This is a genomic window from Tabrizicola sp. YIM 78059 (genome assembly GCF_004959785.1).
Classification (GTDB): domain Bacteria; phylum Pseudomonadota; class Alphaproteobacteria; order Rhodobacterales; family Rhodobacteraceae; genus Tabrizicola; species Tabrizicola caldifontis.
Window position 1 is genome coordinate 1 of record NZ_SJZH01000002.1, and the last position, 19,208, is coordinate 19,208.

Here is a 19,208-nt window from a genome sequence, read left to right on the forward strand (position 1 = left end):
GACCAGACTTCACAACCAGCCAGCCCGTCGGAAACATGACCATATTCGACTTGGCGCCGGGTTCGCCCAGATCCTGCATCCGGCCTTCGTCGAACAACGGCACCACAGCCAGCGGCTGCGGCTCGAAGCCCAGAACCCGGGTTCTGTTGCGCGATGTGCGACGGCGCGGAGGCGTAGCCGGGGTTGGCGGCTGGCCGGTTTCGGGCGCGGGCGGCGCCTCGGACGGGGGATCGGCCTCGATGTCCCAGATGTTCACCGCGGGGGTCGGGTCTTCCCTTGGCGGGGTCACGCTGGTCGCGGTCCTTGTCAGAACCTCGGGCGCACCGTCTGCCAGCTTCGGGAAACGGCTTGCTGCCGGACCGTGCGCCACGGGCACCGTCTGGACCGGATCCTGCGATGGCCGGACCTGCCCACCCTCGGTTCCCCGAGAGTCCGCGTCTGCGTGACGGCGCCCCGGTTTGCGGCGCAAAAGCCAGTCAAGAAAGCTCATCCCAATTCTCTCCTTCCCCGCGGCCTTGTGCCGGACAAACCTTCCCTCGGACAGCACGCCAGCCCCTGGCATTACCGCACGGGTGGCATCAGCCCCTGACACTCATCTCCCACCTGGGTTCACAAGGCGTTGCGGAGCAACTGCTCCGTCAACGATTCCCGATGCGAGAAGGGTCCGACCGTAGCGGGTTCCTGTAAACGACCCTCTTGTGGGTTTTGCACAGAAAATCTGGCCAAAACATGATGCCACTTCGGTCATTTGGCGATCAAGTAATGTTGAATTCGTTTACAAAACTCGTTCAATCACGAAATCTGCAAGGTCTGATAGCAGCGCGCGCAACTGATGCGCGGGAAGGTTGTCCAGGGCCGCGCGCGCTCGCCCGGCCCATGCAATGGCGTCCTCCCTTGCTGCCGCAATCGCGCCATGGCGAGACAGAATCGTCATCGCCATCTCCAGGTCGCCCTCGCGCTGGTCACCCTGCTCGATCACCCGGTGCCAGAAGGCCCGCTCCTCGGCCGTGGCCTTCGCCACAGCCTTGATCACCGGCAGCGTCAGCTTGCGTTCGCGGAAATCGTCGCCGGTATTCTTGCCGATCACCGCATCCTGTCCGCCGTAATCCAGGATGTCATCGACCATCTGGAAGGCGATGCCCAGCGCATCGCCATAATCGAACAGCGCCCGAACCTCGGCCTCGGGTGCCCCTGCGATAACGCCGCCCACCTCGGTCGCGGCCGAGAACAGCGCCGCAGTCTTGCCCCGGATCACCTGAAGATATATGGCCTCATCCGTCCGCAGATCCTGGGCGGCGGTCAGCTGCAGCACCTCGCCCTCGGCGATGGTGGCGCTGGCATTGGCCAGGATGTCCAGGACGCGCAGGTTGCCGGTTTCCACCATCAGCTGAAAGCTGCGGGAAAAGAGGTAGTCCCCGACCAGGACGGAAGACTTGTTGTCCCACAAAAGGTTCGCCGTGGGGCGCCCCCTTCGCCGCTTGCTTTCGTCAACCACGTCGTCGTGCAGCAGCGTGGCGGTATGGATGAACTCGACCGTCGCCGCCAGCTTCCGGTGGTCCGTACCCTGGTAGCCCAGCATCCGCGCCGCAGCCAGCGTCAGCATCGGACGCAGCCGCTTGCCCCCGGCCTCGATCAGGTGGGCGGTCACCTGGGGTATCCGGGGCGCGTGTTCGCTGGCCATCCGTTCGCGGATCAGCGCGTTCACCGCGGCCATGTCCTCGGCCAACCACTCCGCCAGCCGGTCCTGCGGTGCCTTCGCCTTTGCCTCGCCCGATCCGTCCATGCCCCGCCCATGCCCTTGCCCCGTCGCAGTCGCGGGGTTAACTCCAAATCATGAAGGAACTTCTGCGCACGAACGACCCGACGCTGATCGCCTTCGCCACGCACCTTCTGACGGGCGAGGGTATAGCCAGCTTTCCGCTGGACGTCCACATGAGCGTCCTTGATGGCAACATCGGCATCTTGCCGCAGCGGCTGATGGTGGCGGATCGCGACCATTTCCGGGCCAGCGCGGTGCTGCGCGACAACGGGCTGGAGCCCAGCCCCTGATGTTCGCCGCTGCAGAGCTTTCGGACGACAAGTTCCTCTGCGGCCGTCTGCGCCTGCTGCAACCGGTGAAGGGCTATCGCGCAGCGACGGACCCGGTTCTTCTGGCTGCCGCCTGCCCGGCCACCTCAGGGCAAAGCGTTCTCGACCTGGGCTGCGGTGCCGGGGCAGCGGCGCTGTGCCTTGGCTTGAGGGTGCCGGGCCTGCACCTGGCCGGCCTGGAGCTTCAACCGGACTACGCCGATCTTGCCCGTCAGAACGCCCAGCGCAACGGGATTGCTCTGGAGGTGCATGAGGGTGACCTGGCCCGCATGCCCGGCGCGCTGCGCCGCGACTTCGACCATGTCATCGCCAATCCTCCCTACTACCCGCCCGGCGGCAGCCCGTCGCCTGTGCCGGGGCGGGCACGGGCGATGCGGGTGGAAACACCCCTGGCGCATTGGGTGGCCGCCGCCGCCCGCAGGCTGCGGCCCGGCGGCTGGCTGACACTGATCTGCGGGGCCGACGGCTTGCCCGAGGTGCTGTCTGCCATGGCACCGAAGCTGGGTTCGGCCAGCGTCCTCCCGCTGGCGGCACGCGAGGGGCGGGCAGCGCTGCGGGTCGTCGTGCAGGCGCGCAAGGGCGGACGCGCGGCCTTCAGGCTGCTTGCGCCCTTCGTGATCCACCAGGGCCCGGCCCACGACGGCGACCGGGAAAACTATACGCCAGAGGCGAACGCAGTCCTGCGGGAAGGCGCCGACCTTCTGGCGCGCTTCCGCTGACGGAATGCTGACAATCTGTCACATCACCGTAACAGTGGGTGACACGACTCGGCTTTCGTGATCGACTGTTCCTTGTGGGTAGCTTTTCACAGGAGGACGACCATGACGATCGCATCGCATCTGGTGGAACTGCGCAGGAAGCACGAGGCCCTTTCCGAGATGGTCGAACAGGAACAGCGCAATCCTGGATCGGATGCCCTGAAGATCGCCGAACTCAAGAAGCAGAAGCTGCGGCTGAAGGAAGAGATCGCACGTCTCAGTCACTAGGGTGCGCGGCCACTCGCCCATCCACTGCCGACACTCCGCACTGATCCGGGCGCAATGCGTCCGGCGGAATGGATGGGCGTGCCTTGTCAATAGCGCCGGCCCTTGCGGCCAGCGCCGCCCCACCGGCAATAAGAACGGCCGCGATGGCAATTGTCCAGGTCGGTCGTGCAATGCCTGCGGTGACCAGCGCGATCGTGGACAGCAGGGGTGCCGCATAGGATGCAACGCCCAGCATCTGGATGTCGCCTTTCTTCATCCCGATGTCCCAAGTGAAGAAGGCCACCCCTACCGGGCCCACGCCCAGTGCAAGTAGGGCGCCCCAGCCAAGGCCGGTCGCAGGCCAAAGCGTATCCTCCAGGGCAAGGTGCGCTGCCAGCGACAGCGCCGCCGTCGCAAGGCAGAAGACCGTCACGCTTTCCGTTGGAACCGAACCCAGCCGCCGCGACAACACCGAATAGCCGGACCAGGTCAATGCGCACAGGAAGGCAAGCGCCAGCCCGGCTGCCGATCCCTCGGCATCACCCCCACGGCCCAGCACGATGATTGCCGCTCCGGCGAAGGCAATCAGCGCACCAACCACATGTGGCGTCCGAAGGCGTTCACCGGGCAGGAGGCCAGAAAGCAGCACGATGAACAGCGGCCAGAGATAGGCAATCAATCCAGTCTCGGCCGAGGGCGATAGTCGGAAGGCGGTGAAATACAGGAAGTGATAGCCGAAAAGACCGGCAGTGCCGAAGGCATAGACCTTCCAGCCGACCTCGCGCAGCACGCCCACCCCCCGACGGGCCGTCCAGACCAGCCCGATCAGCCCGCCGATACCGAAACAGACCGCGTTCAGCTGCAACGGCGGCACCGGGGCACTGCCGATTGTGAACAGGGCCAGCAAAGCCCACATCAGGACCGCGGTGAAGCCGATCCAGGTTGCGCGGGCGCGACTCATGGCAGAGGCCCATCCTTTGGCCGGGGCGTGATGGCGCGAAACCGTTCGCGAACGCGCTGCAGCTTTGGCAGAAGGTCCGGGTTCAGCAGGCCCCGGGCAAAGGCCGCCTGATAGACCGAATGGAACGGGCTGGAGTTCACTTCGGTCATGACTGGCCCCTTGTCGGTCAGGAACATGTCGATGCCCAGCACACCCAGTTCGGGAAGGGTGGCGTGCGCCGCGCGCGCGGCGGCGAGCGCCGCATCGAAATCGGGCAGGGTCTCGCCGACCATCGGCGCGCCGGTCACATGGTTCGCCTCCATCAGCGTGCCGCCCAGGCGGCGCCGGTCCTGCAGACGCAGGACGCGCCCCGAATATGCGTCGATCGCGGCATAGCCCCCCAACGGCCCTGCCGAGCTGTCCACCATTGCAGCCTTCCCCGGCATCTTCTGCACCGTGTAAAGCACCTCGGGCGCGGACCCGTCGTGAACCGTGACCACCCGCAGCGTGCCGATCACCGGGCCGATCATGCGGGCCAGATCGGGGTGCGGATGCTGCAGCTCTTCGAACAGGAAGCCGCGGGCATGGTTCTCCCATATTTCCTGCACCAGCGCGGCAAGCGGCACGGTCTGGCCATTGCCTAGCCTGATCCGGCCGTCCGGCTCCAGCCCGATCAGGCTGACGGCGCCGCGTCCGGTGCTGCCGAACACCGGCTTGCCGAAGCACGGCAAGATCCCCGGCCGTTGCAGGAAGTCTGTCAGCGCCTCGCGGCTGGAGAGCCATTCTGCGCCACTGCCCGGATCTTCGGCTGCCACGATGCCCAGACGCCGCGGCATTGCCAGCCCGGCTGCCTGAAACCCGCTTGCGGCGGCAAACTTGTTCTGGGTCTTCTGGCGCAGCTCTGGCGTAAAGGGGGGCTGCAGCGACAGGTTCAGCGCCTTTCCCGCCCGCAGCCCCAGAAATGCGCGACGCTGCGCCCAGTTCAGTCCGGGTTGCCATGCGCCTTCCAGGAAATACTCCTGCGACGTCAGCTTGCCCCACCCCCGCCCAAGCAGAAGAACCTCAAGCCCGATCCGAAATGTCGAAACCCCGCGCAACTGCGCTGCACCCAGGGTGGCGGCCCGAAAATCGAACCACCTGCCTTGCGGCTTGTGCGTGAGGATCTGCTGCATCTGTCATCGTGCTCTGCGGGCAGGGGCACCCTATCCCTGTGCACCGTCGCCTGCAATCGACAGCCGTCACGACCCGCGCGATACAATCAGATCATGGCACGTTTACTGTCGCCAGAGACGCGACAGACGGCAGCGAAGATCACACGAAGAACTGCCCGCCGTTCGCGCTGATCGTGGATCCGGTTATGAAACCAGCATCGTCGCTTGCCAGGAACACCACGCAGCGCGCAATTTCCTCTGGTTCGCCAAGACGGCCGACAGGGATCTGCGGGATGATGCGTTCGTTCAGCACCTTTTCATCGATGGCCTTGACCATTTCGGTCGCGATGTAGCCCGGGCAGATCGCGTTCACCGTGATTCCGGCGCGCGCGCCCTCTTGCGCCAAGGCCTTGGTGAACCCGAGGTCACCCGCCTTTGCCGCCGAGTAGTTGGCCTGCCCGGCCTGGCCCTTCTGGCCGTTGATCGAACTGATGTTGATCACGCGACCGAACTTGCGGTCGCGCATGCCGGACCAGACGGGATGGGTCATGTTGAACAGGCCGGTGAGGTTGGTGTCGATTACCTCTTTCCACTGCTGCGGGGTCATCTTGTGGAACATCGCGTCCCGGGTGATGCCGGCGTTGTTCACCAGCACCTCGACGGGGCCCAGGTCGGCTTCGACCCTGGCGATACCAGCGACACAGGCATCGTAGTCCGCGACCGACCACTTGTAGGTCGGGATGCCGGTCTCCTTCGTGAAGGTGGCCGCCGCCTCGTCGTTGCCGGCATAGTTCGCCGCGACCTTGTAGCCCGCCGCCTTCAGCGCGACCGAGATCGCCGCCCCGATGCCCCGCGACCCGCCAGTGACCAGTGCAACCCGTGCCATCGTGATTCTCCTCCTCCAAGTATGCCTTTGTATGCCATTGAAATCCCGTTACCGAAACGAAAACGGGCGCGCAACATTATTGCGCGCCCGCTTCGCTCTTGCAGCCAGCTGCTGCAGCGCCGCAACAGATCAGGCGCGTTCCAGGCACATGGCAACCCCCATGCCCCCGCCGATGCACAGCGTTGCCAGCCCTTTCTTCGCATCGCGGCGCGCCATCTCGAACAGAAGCGTGTTCAGGATGCGCGCACCCGAGGCGCCGATCGGGTGACCAATGGCGATCGCGCCGCCATTCACGTTCACGATCGCCGGATCCCAGCCCATGTCCTTGTTGACCGCGCAGGCCTGGGCGGCGAAAGCCTCGTTCGCCTCGACCAACTCAAGGTCGCCGACCTTCCAGCCCGCCTTGGCCAGGGCCTTGCGGCTGGCATGGATAGGACCGACACCCATGATCGAGGGGTCAAGCCCGGCCGTCGCATAGGACGCGATGCGGGCCAGCGGCTTCAGCCCGCGCCTGGTGGCCTCTTCCTCGGACATCAGCAGCACCGCCGCCGCGCCGTCGTTGATGCCGCTGGCATTACCGGCAGTGACCGTGCCGTCCCTGACGAAGGCGGGCTTCAGCTTCTGCATCGCCTCCAGCGTGGCGCCGTGGCGGATGTATTCGTCCTGGTCCACCACGATGTCGCCCTTGCGGGTCTTCACCGTGAACGGGATGATTTCGTCCCTGAATTTGCCGGCCTTCTGTGCCGCCTCGGCCTTGTTCTGGCTGGCTAGGGCGAATTCGTCCTGCATGTCGCGGCTGATCTGCCACTGGCTGGCGACGTTCTCGGCCGTCTGACCCATATGATAGCCGTTGAAGGCATCCCAGAGCCCGTCCTTGATCATCGAATCGATGAAGTTCAGATCGCCCATCTTCTGCCCGGCGCGCAGATGCGCGACGTGGGGTGAAAGGCTCATGCTTTCCTGCCCGCCCGCGACCACGATCTTTGCGTCGCCCAGCTGGACATGCTGCGCGCCCAGCGCCACCGCGCGCAGGCCCGATCCGCAGACCTGATTCAGCGACCAGGCCGAGGATTCCTTCGGCAGGCCCGCCTTGATATGCGCCTGCCGCGCAGGGTTCTGCCCCTGACCAGCGGTCAGCACCTGGCCCAGGATCGTCTCCTCGACCTCGGCCTTGTCGATGCCGGCGCGCGCCACAACCGCCTCGATCACGGCGGCGCCCAGATCATGCGCCGGCGTATTGGCGAAGGAGCCGTTGAAGCTGCCCACAGCGGTGCGGCCCGCGGCCACGATTACGACATTGGTCATCTGGATGCTCTCCCTTGCGCCCGTGCGATCCGAGATGCGGCACATCCGGGATGCACCGCTCAAGCCCTGACCTAAGGGCACAAGATCACAAGCGCAAGAATGTTGGCGCAACCACGGCAACCCCTGCGCGGACCTGCCGCGCCCCCGGCGCCGTCATCCGGCCGCGCCCGATAACGATGGCCGTCCGTGCCGAAAGGCCCGGAAGTCGGGCGTCACGGTGGGTGGACCGAACAGATAGCCCTGAAGGCATCCCACCCCCTCGGCCCGAAGCCAGTTCGCTTCGCCCTCGGTCTCGACGGCCTCGGCGGTGACATACATCCCCACCTCCTGTGCCAGGGCGATGGCCGCGCGCACGACGACCTGCGCCTCACCCGAGGTATCTACATGCTTCACCAGATCGCCATCGATCTTTGCAATCTCGAAGCGCAGGTCGCGCAGCAGACGCAGCGACGTCATGCCGGCGGCGAAATCGTCCAGCGCGAAGACGATGCCATGGCCGCGCATGTCCGCCATGAAGGGCGCCAGCACGTCGGGCACCTGAAGCGCGGATGCCTCGTTGATTTCCAGGATCAGGTTCTGCCCCAGGCGCGGATGGTCGCGCAGCGCCTTGCGCAGGATTCCGATCCACGGCTGATAACCCACGGAACGCGCCGACAGGTTGATCGACACCCGGATCTGTGGATTGCGTTGCAGCGCCATCAACCCCATCCGCAGGGCGGCACAGTCGATTTCGCGGCCCAGTTCGGTCTGTTCTACGGCACCCATGAAGTCGCGCGCCGGGATCACCTGATCGCGCAGGTTCAGCAGCCGGATGAAGCCTTCGAAGAACCCTATGATCGACGGATCAGCCGCATAGACCACTGGCTGGAAGGCCAGCCGCATGCGACGATCCTTCAGGGCAGCGGCCACCTGGGCGATCGTTTCCCGGTCCTCGGTCGTTACCGCCGCCGCCAGCGGACTGGCCAGCGCCGGATCCCGGTCGTATTTCGACAGCTTGGGTTCCTGCAAGAAGCTCATCAGATCACCCGGACCAACCCGAATCCCTGTCGACAGGGTGATCCGGCAAAGGTAAAGGATTCCTCAATTTTCATATTTTGTTCCGGCATTCGCGCGCAGGTCTGCGATGGAAAATCCCGAAGATCCGAAACGTTGTCCCTGGTGCGGAGCCGATCCGCTTTATGTCGCCTACCATGACAGCGAATGGGGCCGGCCCGAACGTGACCCGCAGCGGCTTTTCGAACTTCTGATCCTGGAAGGCTTTCAAGCCGGCCTGTCCTGGATCACGATCCTGCGCAAGCGCGACAGTTTCCGCGCCGCCTTCGCCGGCTTCCGGCCCGAAACCCTTGCGACATGGGGCGAAGCCGAGATCGCCCGCCTGCTTGCAGATCGCGGGATCGTCCGCCACCGCGGCAAGATCGAGGGCACGTTACGCGGCGCCCGTGCGTTCCTGCGGATCGAGGCGCGGGAAGGGTTTTCGCCCTTCCTCTGGTCCTTCACCGGCGGCGTGACGCTGGACGCCTGTCCTGCCCGCATGTCCGACATTCCGGCCAGCACGCCGCAATCGGCAGCAATGTCACGCGCGTTGAAGGCCGAAGGCTTCGCCTTTGTCGGCCCTACCATCACCTATGCCTTCATGCAGGCCGCGGGCATGGTGAACGATCACCTTGCCGACTGTCCCGCGCGCATCAGCCGAAAGACCCCGCGGGCCATCTAAGCGGGCCCTTGGCGTTTGCGCCATGAAGGATCATATAGACGACAGACATTCCGCAAGGGGGCAACCATGCTGGGCCTGGGCGAGAAACCGCAAGCCGATACCAATCTGATCAAGGACGGAACCGAAGCCACCTTCATGGCCGATGTGATCGAGGCCAGCCGCGAGGTACCGGTGATCGTCGATTTCTGGGCCACCTGGTGCGGACCGTGCCGCACGCTGGGCCCGATGCTCGAAGCGGCCGTCACCGCCGCGAAGGGCAAGGTGCGGATGGTCAAGATCGATGTGGACCAGAACCAGCGCATAGCCGCGCAACTGCGTATCCAGTCGATCCCGACGGTCTATGCCTTCTGGCAGGGTCAGCCGGTCGACGGCTTCCAGGGTGCGGTGCCCGCCTCGGAGCTGAAGGCCTTCATCGACCGCGTTTCGGCGCTGGCCGGGGACGGGGGCCTTGCCGATGCGCTCAAGGCAGCCGAGGACATGCTGGCAGAAGGCGCCGCCGTCGATGCAGCCGAGACCTTCGCCGCGATCCTTGGCGAAGAGCCGGAAAACGCTGCCGCCTACGCGGGACTTGTCCGTGCGCACATCGCGCTTGGCAACCTTGACCAGGCCGAGTCCTTCCTTGCGGCCGCGCCCGCGACGGTGGCCAAGTCCAAGGAATTCGACGCCGCGCGCGCGCAACTGGAACTGGCGAAGCAGGCCGCCAAGGCCGGCCCCGTGACCGAGCTGCGCGCCGCTGTCGAAGCCAACCCTAACGACCATCAGGCGCGCTACGATCTGGCTGCAGCGCTGCTGGCCGCCGGCAAGACGCAAGAGGCGGTGGACGAACTGCTGGAGCTTTTCCGCCGCGACCGCAACTGGAACGACGGGGCGGCCAAGGCCCAGCTGCTGACTATCTTCGACGCGCTGAAACCGCAGGATCCGATCGTGCTGTCCGGCCGCCGCCGCCTGTCGTCGATGATATTTGCCTGACCCCGGCGCCGGGCTAGATCCTTGCGCATGATAAGCGCCGCCGACCTTCCCGATGTCATCCCGGTCTTCCCGCTGCCCGGGGCACTGATGTTGCCCCGGGCACGGCTGCCGCTGCACATCTTCGAGCCTCGCTATCTGGCAATGATCGAGGATTGCATGAAGACGCGGCACCGGCTGATCGGCATGATCCAGCCGCGCGAGACCCCGGCATCGGAACGGCGGCAGGGCGAAAAGCGCTTGCAGGCCATCGGCTGCGCCGGACGCCTGACCGGGTTTTCGGAAACCGAGGACGGGCGCTACATGATCACCCTGTCCGGCATCTCGCGCTTTCGTGTGAAGGAAGAGGTGCAGGGCTTCACACCCTATCGCCGCTGTCTGGTGGACTGGTCCCCCTTTACCCGCGATCTTGGGCCGCCAGAGGATGACCCCGGCTTTCGTCGCGGCGAGTTCATGGCGCTGCTTGGCCGCTATTTCGTCAAGCTGAACCTGTCCACCGACTGGGACAGCCTGAAGGAGGCCGAGCCCGAGCTGCTGATCAATTCGCTGTCGATGCTCTGCCCCTTCAGCCCCGAGGACAAGCAGGCCCTGCTTGAGGCACCGACACTCGACACCCGGCGCGAGACGCTGGTCACACTGATCGAATTTGCCCTGCGCGGCGGGGCCGACGAGGAAATCCTGCAATGACCGAACCTGCCGACCGCCGGATGCTGGAGGCGCTGGTCTGCCCGGTGACCCATGCGATGCTGACCTATGATGCCGAAAGGCAGGAACTTGTGTCGAAGGCCGCGCACCTGGCCTTTCCGATCCGCGACGGCATTCCCGTGATGCTGGTCAGCGAGGCACGCGAGATCGAATAGCCGCCCGCGGCTCAGATCATCTTGATGGTGTCCTTGCCCACCGCAAGCATATAGCCGCGTCTGGCGATGGTCTTGACCAGAAGCTCTGACACAAGCTGGTTGCCCAGCGCATCTCGCAGGCGTTTCACCCGTGTCGCGCCGGCGGCTTCGTCACAGTCGGCCTCGTTGCGGCCAGAGATCACCGCCTCGATCTGGGCGCCTGTCAGCACCTCGTCGTCCATCCGCGCCTCGGCCAGGACGGCTAGCGTTTCCAGCGCCGCCTCGGTCAGCTGGAATTCCATGTCGTTGATGTAGACGGCCCGCGCCTCGCGGCTGATCATCAGACTTGCCACCTGGATCCCCGACCGCTGGATCGCCGAAATGCGCCGGTTCAGCGCGATGATCATCACCAGAAAGACCAGCGCGGCGATCAGCATGGCGGTGGAAAAGACCAGCAGCACGAAGATCACCATCCTGTAGCTGCTAAGCACCTCGGAAAAGGACGTGCCCGACTGTGCCAGGATCTCCAGCAGCTTGATCTCGGCTGCAGTGGTCAGATCGTCATTCTCGACGAAGATGCGTTCGACCTTGGCGTTGAAGGCATTCGCATCCGGCAGATTCAGGAACAGGAACAGCGCCGCAGCCAGCAGGATCAGGACGATGGCACCGATTCCGAAGGCAACCACACGGTTGCCGGCCTTGAGACTGTCAGTAACGGAGGAAATAGGCTCCGGCACTCGCTTTCCTTTCTTCAAGCCCTTCGGGCCCGAATGTGGACAGAACGTTGAGCAGCGTCCAGCCGTCTGCAGCAAGTCTCGGCGCAAGTTCGCCTTCCGCCGCCGCAGGCGAGCAGTTGCCGTCGGAAACCTGCGCCACACCGTAATGCAGCTTCAGCGGTTCGTCACGCTTGGCCTTGTAGTCAGCGTAGCATTCCGCCGCCGCGGGGCCGGCCAGCACCAGTGCGAGGGCGGCAGTGATCATCAGTCTTGTCATTTTTCCGGCTCCTGACTGGGCGGCTGCTCGATTGGCCAGACAATGCGCATGGGTGCGCTGATATACAATATCAGAGTGAAAATACGGAAGATGATATGGGATAGCATCGCCCGCATGGGGTGCTGATATCGCCTAACCGGCGGGCGTTATTGCTTACTTTCAGGCGGGGTGGCGAGTGTCGGGTCATCGGGTCCGCGCAGCAGCGTGCGGGCCGACCAACCAGAGCCGTCGCAACAGGAGGCCCGCATGTCCGTCGAGTTCACAAGCAGATCCCGCCACATCGCGTCGCAAGGGATTGCCGAGACCGGCACCCCACCGCGCCGCCTTGCCGCCATGCTGACTGCCGGTGCGGTGGCCCTGGCCCTGATTCTGGGCGCCGCTGTTCCGGCCAAGGCCGACCGCAACGACGATCTTGCCAAGGCACTGATCGGTGCGCTGGTCGTGGGTGTCATCGTGAACGAATTGAACGACAAGCACCGACCCGCCCCGAAGCCCGAGCCGGTAAAGAACCGCCGCGTGCCTGCGGTCTGCGAGATCTCGATCGACGGGGCGCGGCAGTCGGTCAGCCTGTATTCCGAGAACTGTCTCAGGCGCGAAGGCTTTGACCACCGCCTGCCGCGCAACTGCGCCAACACCGCCCGCGTCTTCGGCCGGGCCGACAGGGTCTATTCCGCGCAATGCCTGCGGGATGCGGGGTTCCGCGTCTCCGGCCGCTAAGGGGCGCGGAGCCGGGCGGGGGTGCCCTTGAACCCCGCCCGATCCGGGGGTGGAAGGGGCGAGCAGCCTTCCACCCCCTTTTTCCGCGCCGCGATACCGGATAGTCCAAAGCGCATGTCCCGCATCATCCCCGATTTCAGCCACGAGACGGCAGCCCATGCCCGCGGCGCGCATCGAGTCGTAGGGGTGGATGAAGTCGGCCGTGGCCCGCTGGCGGGGCCGGTCACGGCGGCGGCAGTAAGGCTCGATCCCGAGCGCATCCCGGAAGGGTTGGCCGATTCCAAGACACTGACTGCCGCGCGGCGCGAGGCGCTGTTCGACCGAATCATGGCCACGGCCGAGGTTAGCATCGCCCATGCGACAGTAGAAGAAATCGACAGCCTGAACATCCTGCGCGCAAGCCATCTGGCCATGGAGCGCGCCGTCGCAGCCCTGGCGCCCGACCATGCCCTTGTCGACGGCAATCTGGTGCCGCGCGGCCTTGCCTGCGCCGCGACCGCCATCGTGAAGGGCGATGCAAGGTGCCTGTCCATCGCCGCCGCCTCGATCGTGGCCAAGGTGACGCGCGACCGGATCATGGTGGATTTGGCGCAACAGCACCCCGGCTATGGCTGGGAAGTGAACGCAGGCTACCCGACCAAGGCGCATCTCGAGGCGCTTCTAAATCTTGGTGTAACCCCTTGGCATAGGCGTTCCTTTCGGCCCGTGCACAATATCTTGTATCAAGAGAATTCTGTAACCCACTGATTCAAAAAAGAATTTGACGGCGATTCGCCTCTGCCCCATCATTTTCCCCAACATCGGCACACCAAGATGCCGGGGCAGAGGCAGAGACATGACGACCAGGAACACCGCGGCAGAAGCTTGCCTGCCGTTGAACCAGATCCTTGCCGGTGACTGCGTGGAGGTGATGAACTCGCTTCCCGCAGGCAGCGTTGATCTGATCTTTGCAGACCCGCCCTACAACCTTCAGCTCAAGGGCGAGCTGCACCGCCCTGACAATTCCCGCGTCGATGCGGTGGATGATCACTGGGACCAGTTCTCCAGCTTTGCGGCCTATGACGCCTTCACCCGCGACTGGCTGGCCGCCGCTAAGCGTCTGCTGAAGCCGAATGGCGCGATCTGGGTGATCGGCAGCTATCACAACGTGTTCCGCCTGGGGGCAGAGTTGCAGAACCAGGGCTTCTGGCTCTTGAACGATGTCATCTGGCGCAAGTCGAACCCGATGCCGAATTTCAAGGGCAAGCGGCTGACCAACGCGCACGAGACGCTGATCTGGGCCAGCCGGGACGAGCAGGCGAAATATACCTTCAACTACGAGGCGCTGAAGGCCTTGAACGACGGCGTGCAGATGCGGTCGGACTGGGTGATTCCGCTTTGCACCGGTCACGAACGGCTGAAGGACGAAAACGGCGAAAAGGCCCATCCGACCCAGAAGCCCGAGGCGCTTCTGCATCGGGTGCTGGTTGCCACGACCAATCCCGGCGACGTGGTTCTGGACCCGTTCTTCGGCACCGGCACCACCGGGGCTGTGGCCAAGATGCTGGGCCGCGACTTTATCGGCATCGAACGCGAAGCCACCTACCGCAAGGCCGCGGCCGACCGCATCGCCCGCATCCGACGTTTCGACGCCAGCGCGCTGGAGGTCACCGGCTCGAAACGCGCCGAACCACGCGTGCCTTTCGGCCAGGTCGTCGAACGCGGGATGTTGCGACCGGGGGAGGAGCTATATTCGATCGGCAATCGCTTCAAGGCCAAGGTCCGTGCAGACGGGACGCTCATCGGCAATGACGTGAAAGGATCGATCCACCAGGTCGGGGCCGCTCTGGAAGGCGCGCCCTCCTGCAACGGCTGGACCTACTGGCACTTCAAGCGCGACGGCAAGCTGGTGCCCATCGACATCCTGCGCCAGCAGATCCGCGCCGAGATGGAGGCCGACGGCAGCCGCACACACTGACACCCGGAACACGCCTGTCCCCCGGTCCGCCTGGGGGACACCTGCCCCGCCGTGACATCACGGCGGGGTTTTTTCACCGGGCGGCCTGGTCGCTTCGGGCAAAGACCCAGAAGCGCATGGCAAGGTAGCTGAGGGTCGGAACAACCACCGCAACCGCCGCCAGGGCGGGAAGGAAACCCCAGCCAAGCAGGTCGGTCGTGACATGAACCGTCAGGCTGCTTGCACCCAGCCCGAGTAGCGACAGAACAAGGAAGCGGACAAGCTGCGATCCCGATTTCACGGGTGCGCCAAAGGTCACGCGGGCGTGACCCGCATAAGACAGGACAATGGCAGCGGCAAAGCCGGCCAAGTTCGCTTGTTGTGGCGTTACCGACAGCGCGGCCTGCACGACCAGCGCGACCATCACATGCGCGAGGGTGGCCAGTGCCCCGACCCCGCCGAACCGGACAAGTTGCGCGAGCATCGCCCTGTCAGGCCTTTTCCAGCACCGCCGCCAGCGACAGCCCGACCGGCAGGCGCACCCGCCCGACGAGATGGCGCTCTGCCCCGAAGACGCGCGCCAAGACGGCATTCAGCCATCCCGGCGGCATGCTGTCATCCGGCGTTTCGCTGCCGGTCATGCGCTTGAAGGTCCGTGCGGCCACGGCCGCCGGGAACAGGAAGAAGTTGAAATAGCTGCTGTAGCTGACCTTCAGCCCCGCCTCTCGTGCCGCTGCAGCCAGGCTGGCGCGGGTATAGCGGCGGAAATGGTGGTGCCGCTCGTCATGCCGCGACCAGAGGAAGGGAAAGGCCGGAACCGTTACCAGGATCGCCCCCCGGTCTGACAGGTGCGCGGCCAGCGCAGCCAGCGAAGCAATATCGGCCTCGATGTGTTCCAGGACGTCGAACAGTGCGATCAGGTCATAGCGGCGATCGGCGAATGGCAAGTCGGACGGCAGCGCGCCGAACTGCACGTCCAGATTCGACTTCGCGCGCGCATGCGCACGCGCGCCCGCATCGAATTCGAAGGCATCCACCTGACCGAACCGGCCCAGCATCGCCAGATTGCCACCACTCCCACAGCCAGCCTCGAGGATCGCCGCATCCGCCCGCCGACCAAGGTGTCGCGCCACAAGCGCGGCGATGATCTCGCGCCGGGCGACAAACCACCAATGAGCGGCCTCAAGCTCGTTCATCCGGTCGTAGACGGTGCGTTCCATGTCAATCTGCCGCCTTCGCCGACAGGAACTGAGACCGCACCACATACAGCGGGCGTTGCCGGACCTCGGTGTAGATGCGCCCGACGTATTCGCCGATGATGCCCAGCGCGAACATGTTCAACCCCCCGAAGACCAGAATCAGGATCACGGTCGAAGCATAGCCCGGAACGTCGATCCCGAAGATCAGCGTGCGGAAGAACAGGAAGGCCGAATAGAGCAGGGACAGGACGGCCATCATCATGCCGACATAGGTCCATATTCGCAGCGGAACGGTGGAAGAGGAAAAGATCGCATCCAGCGCCAGCTTGGTCAGCTTCCAGTAGCTCCACCGGCTTTGCCCGGCGGCTCGGGGCGGGCGTTCATAGGTGATCTCTTCTGTCTCGAAGCCCACCCAGGAAAACAGCGCCTTGTTGCAGCGCGACCGTTCACCCAGCTGGCGGATCGCCTGCACCACCTCGCGGTCCATCAGGCGGAAATCCCCCACATCGCGCGGGATCGGCTGTTCGGCCAGCGCGTTGAAAAGCCGGTAGAAGCCATTCGCCGTCGCCTTCTTGAGCCAGCTGTCTGCATCGCGACGGGAACGACGGGCGTTCACCACCCTGGCGCCCCCCTGCCAGCGGCGAATCATTTCCGCAATGACCTCTGGCGGATCCTGAAGGTCCACGTCCAGTGGAATGACCGCATCACCCGTCGCGTGATGCAGCCCTGCGGTCAGAGCGGCCTCCTTCCCGAAATTGCGCGACAGATTGATCAACGAGATGTCGTCCCGCCCGGCCGCCTCGGCCAGGATCGTCCGTTCTGTCCGGTCGCGGCTGCCGTCATTCACAAACAGGATGTCGAAGCTGACAGAAGCTCCGATCCTTGCCATCATCTCGGTCACCCGCTCCACGAACACGGGGATGCTGGCTTCCTCGTTGTAGACCGGCACGACAAGGGTAACGCGCGGCACGGCACGGATCCCTGCAGCGGCGCGATGGTCGACCTCAAGCTGAACGACTTCGGCACCCGGCTTCTTCTTCATCACGACGCAACTTTCCGCTGTAATCCCGGCATTTCACGTTTCCCGAACGGCAAAAGTATGGCGTTGTTGGGGATATTGGGTGATCGAAAGCCGATAGTTCCGGGCCGCCCGCCCCTACGCTTCCGCAAACCGGGCACGGCCCCCTACTGGCAAAGGCACCTCTGCATCATATCAACAGGTTGATGCGTCTGCAAAAGTTACCTATCTCGAACAGGTTCCCAAGGGAGAGGTCATGGTCTTTCGACGGCGCAGCCCGCCCAATCTTGCCCGCAGGATAAGGAACCTGTTCCTGCCACCGGGCGGATGGAGGCGCGCCTTAACCTACCTGCGCCACCGTGCATCGCGCATCCCCGACGCACCGCACCGCATCGCCCGCGGCCTGGCCTGCGGCATCCTTGCCTCGTTCACGCCGCTGTTCGGCCTGCATTTCTTTCTGGCCGCAGCCCTTGCCCTGCTGATCCGGGGCAATGTCATCGCCGCGCTGATCGGAACAGCGGCGGGCAATCCGCTGACTTTTCCCTTCATCGCCATCCTGTCGCTGGATCTTGGTCATCTGATCCTCGGCACCCGGGCCGAGGCGGTGCCGATCACCCAGATCATGACGGCCTTCGGCCAGGCCGGTGACGAGATCTTCCGCAACGTCCGCGCCATGTTCAGCGCCGATATCACGAACTGGAGCCGGCTGGAGCGGTTCTTCAACTATGTCTTCCTGCCCTATCTGGTGGGCGGGCTTGGACCGGGCCTGGCGGCGGCAACGGCGGGATACTGGATCAGCCTGCCGGCCCTGAAGGGGTATCAGAAGCTGCGGGCGGCGCGGCGTGAGGCACGGGCACGCAAGCAGGCAGAGGCAGCTGCAGGAGAGGGAACAGAAGAATGAACGGCGCCGAAACCCTTGTGCGGACCCTACTGGCCAGCGGCGTGCGGGTCTGCTTCGCCAATCCCGGAACCTCCGAGATGCATTTCGTTGCCGCGCTTGACCGTCATCCGGACATGCGCTGCATCCTTTGCCTGTTCGAGGGTGGGGTTTCGGGCGCGGCAGACGGCTATTTCCGGATGAGCGGCGAAGTAGCGGCCACCCTGCTGCACCTGGCGCCCGGGTTCGGCAATGCCTTCGCCAACCTGCACAACGCGCGCAAGGCCCAAAGCGGCGTGCTGAACATCATGGGCGATCATGCCGACTATCACCTGCGGTTCGAGGCGCCGCTGAAGGGCGATACGGTCGGAATCAGCCAGGCGGTATCGCACTGGACGCGGGTCTGTTCGGAAGCGGGCCGCGTGGCGACAGATGCCGCCGATGCGATCCAGGCGGCGCGGGCGCGGAACGGGCAGATCGCCACGCTGATCCTGCCGGCCAACATGGCCTGGGATCCGGCCGAGGGGTATCAGGTGGCCCCACCGCCCCCGCCGCTGCGCCGCCCCTCGGTGGCAGAGGTGGCCGCCGCCGCCCGCGCGCTGCGTCAGCCCGGCGCGGTCCTGCTGGTCGATGGGCCGGTGCTGTGGTCCGACCTCGGGCTTTTGGCCAGGCGCCTGACCAAGGCGGCGGGGGCACGGCTGATGCAGCCCTTCTTCGTCAGCCGGTTCCGCCGCGGCGCCGGGGCGGTGAAGATCGAACGCATGGCCTACCGGATCGAAGAAAACCTGAAGCTTTTGCAGGGCGCCTCGGCGCTGGTTCTGTGCGGCACCGACCGGCCAGCCGGGTTCTTCGCCTATCCCGGCCTGCCCTCCACCCCCGACGACCCCGACACGCGGCTTATCGAACTTTGCACCCGCGGGATGGATATCGGCTGGACACTGCGGGCGCTGGCCGACGAGATCGGCGAGGCGGACCTCGGACCGGACGATTTCATGCCCCTCGACCTGCCCGCCCTGCCCGAGGGCGACCTGACCGTGACCAAGGTTGGCGAAGCGATCGCCAACCTGATGCCGGACAATGCCATCGTGGTCGACGAGGGAATTTCCGCATCCTACTTCCTTGCCCCGGGTCTGAAACGGGCGCGGGGGCATGATGCCCTGACGATCACCGGCGGCTCGATCGGCTTCGGCCTGCCGAATGCGGTGGGGGCGGCGGTTGCCTGCCCGGACCGCAAGGTCGTGGTGCTGGAGGGCGACGGCTCGGGCATGTACACGCTGCAATCGCTCTGGACCATGGCGCGCGAGCGGCTGGACGTGACTGTGGTGATCTTCGCCAACCGGGGCTACCAGATCCTGCGCGACGAACTTGCAGCCGTGGGCGTGCGCGAGGTCGGCCGCAACATCCGCCGGATGTTCGATGTCGAGGGGCCGGAACTTGACTGGGTGGCCCTGGCACGGGGGCACGGCGTGGACGGCGTTCGCGTGACCGACATGGCCGGGTTCAACGCGGCCTTCGCCGCAGCAATGGCAGAATCCGGGCCGCGTCTGATCGAGGTGGCCTGCTGACACGGGGCTTGCCGTACCACTCGAACCCCCGACAGTCGCGCGAATTGCG

23 protein-coding genes and 1 pseudogene are annotated in these 19,208 nt (G+C 65.0%); 12 read left to right on the forward strand and 12 right to left on the reverse strand.

The window, feature by feature from the left end:
• Positions 1–490, reverse strand: a pseudogene (locus EZM81_RS02590) (hypothetical protein); the annotation flags it as partial.
• Positions 491–775: 285 nt separating this feature from the next.
• Positions 776–1,783, reverse strand: a complete 1,008-nt coding sequence (locus EZM81_RS02595; protein ID WP_136644695.1) for a polyprenyl synthetase family protein — start codon at positions 1,781–1,783, stop codon at positions 776–778.
• Positions 1,784–1,833: 50 nt separating this feature from the next.
• Here EZM81_RS02595 and EZM81_RS02600 point away from each other — a divergent pair, with 50 nt between their 5' ends.
• The 3 genes from EZM81_RS02600 (at position 1,834) to EZM81_RS02610 (ending at position 3,074) form a co-directional block, all read left to right on the forward strand.
• The gene (locus EZM81_RS02600) at positions 1,834–2,049 is read left to right on the forward strand and encodes a DUF2007 domain-containing protein (RefSeq protein WP_135450183.1); all 216 of its coding nucleotides are present in this window, start codon (positions 1,834–1,836) and stop codon (positions 2,047–2,049) included.
• A complete protein-coding gene (locus tag EZM81_RS02605; protein ID WP_135450182.1) occupies positions 2,049–2,807 on the forward strand; it encodes a tRNA1(Val) (adenine(37)-N6)-methyltransferase in 759 nt (252 codons plus the stop codon). Before EZM81_RS02600 ends, EZM81_RS02605 begins: the two co-directional genes overlap by 1 nt.
• Before the next feature lie 102 nt (positions 2,808–2,909).
• Positions 2,910–3,074, forward strand: a complete 165-nt coding sequence (locus tag EZM81_RS02610) for a YdcH family protein (RefSeq protein ID WP_135450181.1) — start codon at positions 2,910–2,912, stop codon at positions 3,072–3,074.
• On the opposite strand, the gene EZM81_RS02615 is transcribed toward EZM81_RS02610, so the two are convergent.
• The 5 genes from EZM81_RS02615 to EZM81_RS02635 all read right to left on the reverse strand — a co-directional run bounded on the left by EZM81_RS02615 (position 3,064) and on the right by EZM81_RS02635 (position 8,352).
• Positions 3,064–4,014, reverse strand: a complete 951-nt coding sequence (locus EZM81_RS02615) for a DMT family transporter (protein ID WP_136644696.1) — start codon at positions 4,012–4,014, stop codon at positions 3,064–3,066. The two genes, EZM81_RS02610 and EZM81_RS02615, sit on opposite strands and share 11 nt — an antisense overlap.
• Complete coding sequence (locus EZM81_RS02620; protein WP_136644697.1) at positions 4,011–5,165, reverse strand: sugar-transfer associated ATP-grasp domain-containing protein; 1,155 nt, start codon at positions 5,163–5,165, stop codon at positions 4,011–4,013. The genes EZM81_RS02615 and EZM81_RS02620 overlap by 4 nt, the downstream gene beginning before the upstream one ends.
• 139 nt (positions 5,166–5,304) lie before the next feature.
• Positions 5,305–6,030 carry a beta-ketoacyl-ACP reductase gene (locus EZM81_RS02625; RefSeq protein WP_135450178.1) on the reverse strand — a complete coding sequence of 242 codons (726 nt, stop codon included), beginning with the start codon at positions 6,028–6,030 and terminating at the stop codon, positions 5,305–5,307.
• A gap of 129 nt (positions 6,031–6,159) precedes the next feature.
• Positions 6,160–7,335, reverse strand: a complete 1,176-nt coding sequence (locus EZM81_RS02630; RefSeq protein ID WP_135450177.1) for an acetyl-CoA C-acetyltransferase — start codon at positions 7,333–7,335, stop codon at positions 6,160–6,162.
• 153 nt (positions 7,336–7,488) lie between these two features.
• Positions 7,489–8,352, reverse strand: a complete 864-nt coding sequence (locus EZM81_RS02635) for an EAL domain-containing protein (protein ID WP_136644698.1) — start codon at positions 8,350–8,352, stop codon at positions 7,489–7,491.
• Positions 8,353–8,458: 106 nt separating this feature from the next.
• Between EZM81_RS02635 and EZM81_RS02640 the strand changes: the two genes are divergently transcribed.
• The 4 genes from EZM81_RS02640 (at position 8,459) to EZM81_RS02655 (ending at position 10,875) form a co-directional block, all read left to right on the forward strand.
• Entirely contained in the window at positions 8,459–9,049 is a 591-nt protein-coding gene (locus EZM81_RS02640) for a DNA-3-methyladenine glycosylase I (protein ID WP_136644699.1), read from the forward strand.
• Positions 9,050–9,115: 66 nt separating this feature from the next.
• Entirely contained in the window at positions 9,116–10,018 is a 903-nt protein-coding gene (trxA, locus tag EZM81_RS02645; protein WP_135450174.1) for a thioredoxin, read from the forward strand.
• Between the two features lie 27 nt (positions 10,019–10,045).
• Entirely contained in the window at positions 10,046–10,702 is a 657-nt protein-coding gene (locus EZM81_RS02650; protein ID WP_136644700.1) for an LON peptidase substrate-binding domain-containing protein, read from the forward strand.
• Entirely contained in the window at positions 10,699–10,875 is a 177-nt protein-coding gene (locus tag EZM81_RS02655; RefSeq protein WP_135450172.1) for a Trm112 family protein, read from the forward strand. Before EZM81_RS02650 ends, EZM81_RS02655 begins: the two co-directional genes overlap by 4 nt.
• Before the next feature lie 11 nt (positions 10,876–10,886).
• Here EZM81_RS02655 and EZM81_RS02660 read toward each other — a convergent pair whose 3' ends face one another.
• Together EZM81_RS02660 and EZM81_RS02665 are read right to left on the reverse strand one after the other, a co-directional pair.
• The gene (locus tag EZM81_RS02660; RefSeq protein WP_135450171.1) at positions 10,887–11,591 is read right to left on the reverse strand and encodes a response regulator transcription factor; all 705 of its coding nucleotides are present in this window, start codon (positions 11,589–11,591) and stop codon (positions 10,887–10,889) included.
• Positions 11,563–11,847, reverse strand: a complete 285-nt coding sequence (locus EZM81_RS02665) for a hypothetical protein (RefSeq protein WP_135450170.1) — start codon at positions 11,845–11,847, stop codon at positions 11,563–11,565. The genes EZM81_RS02660 and EZM81_RS02665 overlap by 29 nt, the downstream gene beginning before the upstream one ends.
• A gap of 246 nt (positions 11,848–12,093) precedes the next feature.
• On the opposite strand from EZM81_RS02665, the gene EZM81_RS02670 reads away from it, so the two are divergent.
• The 3 genes from EZM81_RS02670 (at position 12,094) to EZM81_RS02680 (ending at position 14,521) form a co-directional block, all read left to right on the forward strand.
• Positions 12,094–12,564, forward strand: coding sequence for a hypothetical protein (locus EZM81_RS02670; protein WP_136644701.1), 471 nt, complete (start codon positions 12,094–12,096; stop codon positions 12,562–12,564).
• 114 nt (positions 12,565–12,678) lie between these two features.
• On the forward strand, positions 12,679–13,311 hold the full coding sequence (locus tag EZM81_RS02675; protein ID WP_136644702.1) for a ribonuclease HII: 633 nt from the start codon (positions 12,679–12,681) through the stop codon (positions 13,309–13,311).
• An 88-nt stretch (positions 13,312–13,399) separates the two neighbouring features.
• Positions 13,400–14,521, forward strand: a complete 1,122-nt coding sequence (locus EZM81_RS02680) for a site-specific DNA-methyltransferase (protein ID WP_136644703.1) — start codon at positions 13,400–13,402, stop codon at positions 14,519–14,521.
• Positions 14,522–14,594: 73 nt separating this feature from the next.
• Here the strand turns inward: EZM81_RS02680 and EZM81_RS02685 are convergent, their stop codons facing one another.
• Genes EZM81_RS02685 through EZM81_RS02695 form a run of 3 tightly spaced genes read right to left on the reverse strand, consistent with a single transcriptional unit; the run spans position 14,595 to position 16,741 of the window.
• Positions 14,595–14,984 carry a GtrA family protein gene (locus tag EZM81_RS02685; protein WP_167850996.1) on the reverse strand — a complete coding sequence of 130 codons (390 nt, stop codon included), beginning with the start codon at positions 14,982–14,984 and terminating at the stop codon, positions 14,595–14,597.
• Between the two features lie 7 nt (positions 14,985–14,991).
• Positions 14,992–15,720: a bifunctional 2-polyprenyl-6-hydroxyphenol methylase/3-demethylubiquinol 3-O-methyltransferase UbiG gene (locus EZM81_RS02690; protein ID WP_136644705.1), complete on the reverse strand. Its 729-nt coding sequence runs from the start codon at positions 15,718–15,720 to the stop codon at positions 14,992–14,994.
• A 1-nt stretch (position 15,721) separates the two neighbouring features.
• A complete protein-coding gene (locus EZM81_RS02695; RefSeq protein WP_136644706.1) occupies positions 15,722–16,741 on the reverse strand; it encodes a glycosyltransferase family 2 protein in 1,020 nt (339 codons plus the stop codon).
• 232 nt (positions 16,742–16,973) lie between these two features.
• Between EZM81_RS02695 and EZM81_RS02700 the strand changes: the two genes are divergently transcribed.
• The gene (locus EZM81_RS02700; RefSeq protein ID WP_136644707.1) at positions 16,974–17,618 is read left to right on the forward strand and encodes a DUF2062 domain-containing protein; all 645 of its coding nucleotides are present in this window, start codon (positions 16,974–16,976) and stop codon (positions 17,616–17,618) included.
• A complete protein-coding gene (locus EZM81_RS02705; RefSeq protein WP_136644708.1) occupies positions 17,615–19,159 on the forward strand; it encodes an acetolactate synthase large subunit in 1,545 nt (514 codons plus the stop codon). Before EZM81_RS02700 ends, EZM81_RS02705 begins: the two co-directional genes overlap by 4 nt.
• Positions 19,160–19,208: the final 49 nt, after the last annotated feature.

Excerpts from the sequence above, each read along its gene's own strand:
- EZM81_RS02595 (WP_136644695.1), bottom strand. The coding sequence starts at position 1,783 with ATGGACGGATCGGGCGAGGCAAAGGCGAAGGCACCGCAGGACCGGCTG.
- EZM81_RS02600 (WP_135450183.1), top strand. The coding sequence starts at position 1,834 with ATGAAGGAACTTCTGCGCACGAACGACCCGACGCTGATCGCCTTCGCC.
- EZM81_RS02605 (WP_135450182.1), top strand. The coding sequence starts at position 2,049 with ATGTTCGCCGCTGCAGAGCTTTCGGACGACAAGTTCCTCTGCGGCCGT.
- EZM81_RS02610 (WP_135450181.1), top strand. The coding sequence starts at position 2,910 with ATGACGATCGCATCGCATCTGGTGGAACTGCGCAGGAAGCACGAGGCC.
- EZM81_RS02615 (WP_136644696.1), bottom strand. The coding sequence starts at position 4,014 with ATGAGTCGCGCCCGCGCAACCTGGATCGGCTTCACCGCGGTCCTGATG.
- EZM81_RS02620 (WP_136644697.1), bottom strand. The coding sequence starts at position 5,165 with ATGCAGCAGATCCTCACGCACAAGCCGCAAGGCAGGTGGTTCGATTTT.
- EZM81_RS02625 (WP_135450178.1), bottom strand. The coding sequence starts at position 6,030 with ATGGCACGGGTTGCACTGGTCACTGGCGGGTCGCGGGGCATCGGGGCG.
- EZM81_RS02630 (WP_135450177.1), bottom strand. The coding sequence starts at position 7,335 with ATGACCAATGTCGTAATCGTGGCCGCGGGCCGCACCGCTGTGGGCAGC.
- EZM81_RS02635 (WP_136644698.1), bottom strand. The coding sequence starts at position 8,352 with ATGAGCTTCTTGCAGGAACCCAAGCTGTCGAAATACGACCGGGATCCG.
- EZM81_RS02640 (WP_136644699.1), top strand. The coding sequence starts at position 8,459 with ATGGAAAATCCCGAAGATCCGAAACGTTGTCCCTGGTGCGGAGCCGAT.
- trxA (WP_135450174.1), top strand. The coding sequence starts at position 9,116 with ATGCTGGGCCTGGGCGAGAAACCGCAAGCCGATACCAATCTGATCAAG.
- EZM81_RS02650 (WP_136644700.1), top strand. The coding sequence starts at position 10,046 with ATGATAAGCGCCGCCGACCTTCCCGATGTCATCCCGGTCTTCCCGCTG.
- EZM81_RS02655 (WP_135450172.1), top strand. The coding sequence starts at position 10,699 with ATGACCGAACCTGCCGACCGCCGGATGCTGGAGGCGCTGGTCTGCCCG.
- EZM81_RS02665 (WP_135450170.1), bottom strand. The coding sequence starts at position 11,847 with ATGACAAGACTGATGATCACTGCCGCCCTCGCACTGGTGCTGGCCGGC.
- EZM81_RS02670 (WP_136644701.1), top strand. The coding sequence starts at position 12,094 with ATGTCCGTCGAGTTCACAAGCAGATCCCGCCACATCGCGTCGCAAGGG.
- EZM81_RS02675 (WP_136644702.1), top strand. The coding sequence starts at position 12,679 with ATGTCCCGCATCATCCCCGATTTCAGCCACGAGACGGCAGCCCATGCC.
- EZM81_RS02680 (WP_136644703.1), top strand. The coding sequence starts at position 13,400 with ATGACGACCAGGAACACCGCGGCAGAAGCTTGCCTGCCGTTGAACCAG.
- EZM81_RS02685 (WP_167850996.1), bottom strand. The coding sequence starts at position 14,984 with ATGCTCGCGCAACTTGTCCGGTTCGGCGGGGTCGGGGCACTGGCCACC.
- EZM81_RS02690 (WP_136644705.1), bottom strand. The coding sequence starts at position 15,720 with ATGGAACGCACCGTCTACGACCGGATGAACGAGCTTGAGGCCGCTCAT.
- EZM81_RS02695 (WP_136644706.1), bottom strand. The coding sequence starts at position 16,741 with ATGAAGAAGAAGCCGGGTGCCGAAGTCGTTCAGCTTGAGGTCGACCAT.
- EZM81_RS02700 (WP_136644707.1), top strand. The coding sequence starts at position 16,974 with ATGGTCTTTCGACGGCGCAGCCCGCCCAATCTTGCCCGCAGGATAAGG.
- EZM81_RS02705 (WP_136644708.1), top strand. The coding sequence starts at position 17,615 with ATGAACGGCGCCGAAACCCTTGTGCGGACCCTACTGGCCAGCGGCGTG.